The organism is Dethiosulfatibacter sp. (assembly GCF_983023055.1).
The window spans coordinates 1-3,009 of record NZ_CEZJXU010000325.1; the positions used below are offsets into that span (position 1 = coordinate 1).

Sequence of the window (3,009 nt, forward strand, 5' to 3'; positions counted from 1 at the left end):
AGACAAAAGAATCAGAAATAAATTATTCCGCCGGAATTTTCCTTTGTAAAAAAACGGGAAACCAGGTTAAAAAAGGTGAACTGCTAGGTACGGTTTATACGGACAGCAATGGAATTGAAGAAGAACTAAGAGCTATGTTTATGGATTCTTATATTTTCAGCGACAGTCCAGTATCTAGAAAGGAAACAATAATAGGTCTTGTAGACGAGTCGGGCTTTACAGACCTAAGAAGGAAGGTAGTGAATTGAAGTATATAGTTCATCTTAATAAGTTCCACGGTCCCTTTGATCTCCTTTTTTATTTAATCGAGTCAAATGAAGTGGATATTTACGATATACCAATATATGAAATAACTGAACAGTATATTGGCTACGTAGATACCCTTCAAGATCTGGACATGGATGTAACCAGCGAATTCATACTCATGGCTTCCACACTTCTTGAAATAAAGTCCAAGATGCTTCTTCCCAGAAAAGAAGGGGTTGAAGACCCAAGAGAAGACCTTGTCAGCCAGCTACTAGAGTATAAGGTATACAAAAGTGTTTCGGAACTCCTAAAGACAAAGGAAGACAAGGAGAAGGAATTTGTTGGAAAACCGGCTGAAGAAATCCAGTATGATTCCAATTTTAATGAACAGCTTTTGTTTGAGGAAATAAGCGTGTACGATCTAATGTATACATTCCAGAACCTTTTGAAAAACTGCAAGGACAATGAGCCTGAAGAAATTATTTTTGAAATTCAAAAAGATGAGTTTACCATAAACGACTGTATGGATATAATAAATGAAAAACTTGATATATTAAAAAAAATAAGCATCAGGGATATTTTTTCTTCCAACAAGTCAAGAAAATTCATTGTAACTGTATTCCTGAGCATTCTTGAAATGTCAAAGCTAAAAAATTTTAGGCTTGTTCAGGACTATACCTTTGGAGAAATATACCTAATTAAAGATAGTGTAAGTTAGGCGAAAATTAACTACCCAAAATGGACATAAGGTGGCTATTATGGATAAAAACAGGATGAAAAGTATAATTGAAAGCATATTGTTTGCCTGGGGCGAGCCCATAAAAATAGGTGAAATAAGCAAGATACTAAATATAAAACCTTCAATGACAAAAAATATCCTTTCTGAAATGGCTGAAGAATATGAAGCGGAAAACAGGGGAATAGTCTTGAAAAAGGCCAATGAAATGTATCAGCTCAAGACAAAGGATGAAAACTTCACCTATATTAACCAGCTATTCAAACCTAATACGAGGAACAGTCTTTCTCATTCGGCTTTGGAAGCTTTGTCCATTATAGCCTACAAACAGCCAGTGACAAAAATAGAAATAGACCAGATAAGAGGAGTGAAATCCGACTATATACTTAGGAGTTTGGCGGATAAGAAGCTCATTGCCATAAAGGGCAAGTTGGACAAACCGGGAAAGCCTAGCATTTATGGAACTACAGACCACTTTCTCTCGCACTTCGGTCTTGAATCCATAGAAAACCTTCCCGAACTAAGCTTTGAAGAAAATATTGAAAATGTAGAAAATATAATGAATGAGAGTGATTAAATGAATAAAATGCGATTAAATAAATTCATCAGCAATTCAGGATATACATCCAGAAGAAAGGCTGATGAATTAATATTTGAAGGAAAAGTAAAGATCAATGGAGAAATAGTAAAGGAACCTGGTACTCAGGTTGATATTTCTGAAGATGTTGTAGAAGTGGAAGGAAAGACTATAGGTCTTGAAGAAAAAATGCAATACATCCTTTTAAACAAGCCTGTAAAGTATATAACCACTGTAAAAGACCAGTTTAGCAGACCTTCCGTAGTGGATCTTGTTGATATTGAAGAAAGGATTTATCCAGTTGGAAGACTTGATTATGCTTCAAGTGGCCTAATCATACTTACAAACGATGGGGACCTCACTTACAGGCTCACCCATCCAAAACATAATATTTATAAAACCTATGTGGTCAAAATTAATGGTCTCATTGATGATGAAACAATAGAAAAGCTTGAAAAGGGAATGTATATAGACAATTACAGGACTAGACCCTGCAAGGTAGCCTTTGTGAGCGATGACGGAAGGAAATCAGTATTGAAAGTTTCCATTCTTGAAGGACGAAACAGACAGATTAGAAAAATGTTTGAAAAGTTTGATTTCAGAGTTGTATCCTTAAAGAGGATATCCGTAGGTGAAATAAGCCTTGGAGAACTTCCGTTGGGACAGTGGAGACATTTGAGCGATGATGAAATCAAATATTTGAAGGAACTGAAGTGAAAATCAACTTTTTTAATATAGTGGGATACTACCAGTTCATGATAGAAAACCTAATTAAAGACGACATGGTTGCAGTTGACTGTACTGCCGGCAATGGAAACGACACCTTATTTTTATGCAATATCATGAAGGGAAAGGGGAAAGTGTTTGCATTTGACGTTCAAGAAGAGGCTGTAAAGGCTACTACTGAACTACTAGAAGGGAATTGCCCCTATGACAACTATGTCATTATTAAGGATTGCCACAGTAAAATAGGTGATTTTATCGATGGTCCTATCGACGTTGCAGTTTTTAATCTAGGCTACCTTCCAAACAGTAAAAGCGAAGTTTCAACCACTTTTGACACAACCTTAAAATCTGTTGAAGCAGCTCTTGAAATCCTTAGAAAAAAAGGCTATATCTTCATTGCAGCTTATTTAGGACATGATGATTCAACTGAAAGAAACAGTCTCTTTGAATACCTGAGTTGTCTTGATAGCAAAAAATACAAGGTGGCAAACCATCGACTGATCAATACTAATAATTATCCACCGGAGCTATTTATAATCCAAAAAATGCATGACACATTTTAAATGTGTCATGCATTTTTTTGTTAAAAAGTGCTAGCTGGATATGGAAAAATGTAGTTTAGCCATGTATTTTGCAACGAATGACACCTTTCCTGCAATTTGAAATTCTCATGAAATTTTTCTTGCAAAATAAATTTCACAGTGCTATTATTTAGTTGAATTTA

At 35.3% G+C, this 3,009-nt stretch carries 4 protein-coding genes and 1 pseudogene; all 5 read left to right on the forward strand.

Annotated elements, in window-relative coordinates; translation table 11 throughout:
- A pseudogene (locus AC3AX0_RS10385) lies at positions 1-248 on the forward strand (hypothetical protein); the annotation flags it as partial.
- The gene (locus AC3AX0_RS10390) at positions 245-964 is read left to right on the forward strand and encodes a segregation and condensation protein A (RefSeq protein WP_487550221.1); all 720 of its coding nucleotides are present in this window, start codon (positions 245-247) and stop codon (positions 962-964) included. The pseudogene AC3AX0_RS10385 and the gene AC3AX0_RS10390, both read left to right, overlap by 4 nt.
- A 40-nt stretch (positions 965-1,004) precedes the next feature.
- Positions 1,005-1,559: an SMC-Scp complex subunit ScpB gene (scpB, locus tag AC3AX0_RS10395; RefSeq protein WP_487550222.1), complete on the forward strand. Its 555-nt coding sequence runs from the start codon at positions 1,005-1,007 to the stop codon at positions 1,557-1,559.
- Positions 1,560-2,276 (forward strand): pseudouridine synthase, encoded by a 717-nt coding sequence (locus AC3AX0_RS10400; RefSeq protein ID WP_487550223.1) that lies wholly within the window; start codon positions 1,560-1,562, stop codon positions 2,274-2,276.
- On the forward strand, positions 2,273-2,848 hold the full coding sequence (gene mnmM / locus AC3AX0_RS10405) for a tRNA 5-(aminomethyl)-2-thiouridylate-methyltransferase MnmM (RefSeq protein WP_487550224.1): 576 nt from the start codon (positions 2,273-2,275) through the stop codon (positions 2,846-2,848). Before AC3AX0_RS10400 ends, mnmM begins: the two co-directional genes overlap by 4 nt.
- Positions 2,849-3,009 lie beyond the last annotated feature (161 nt).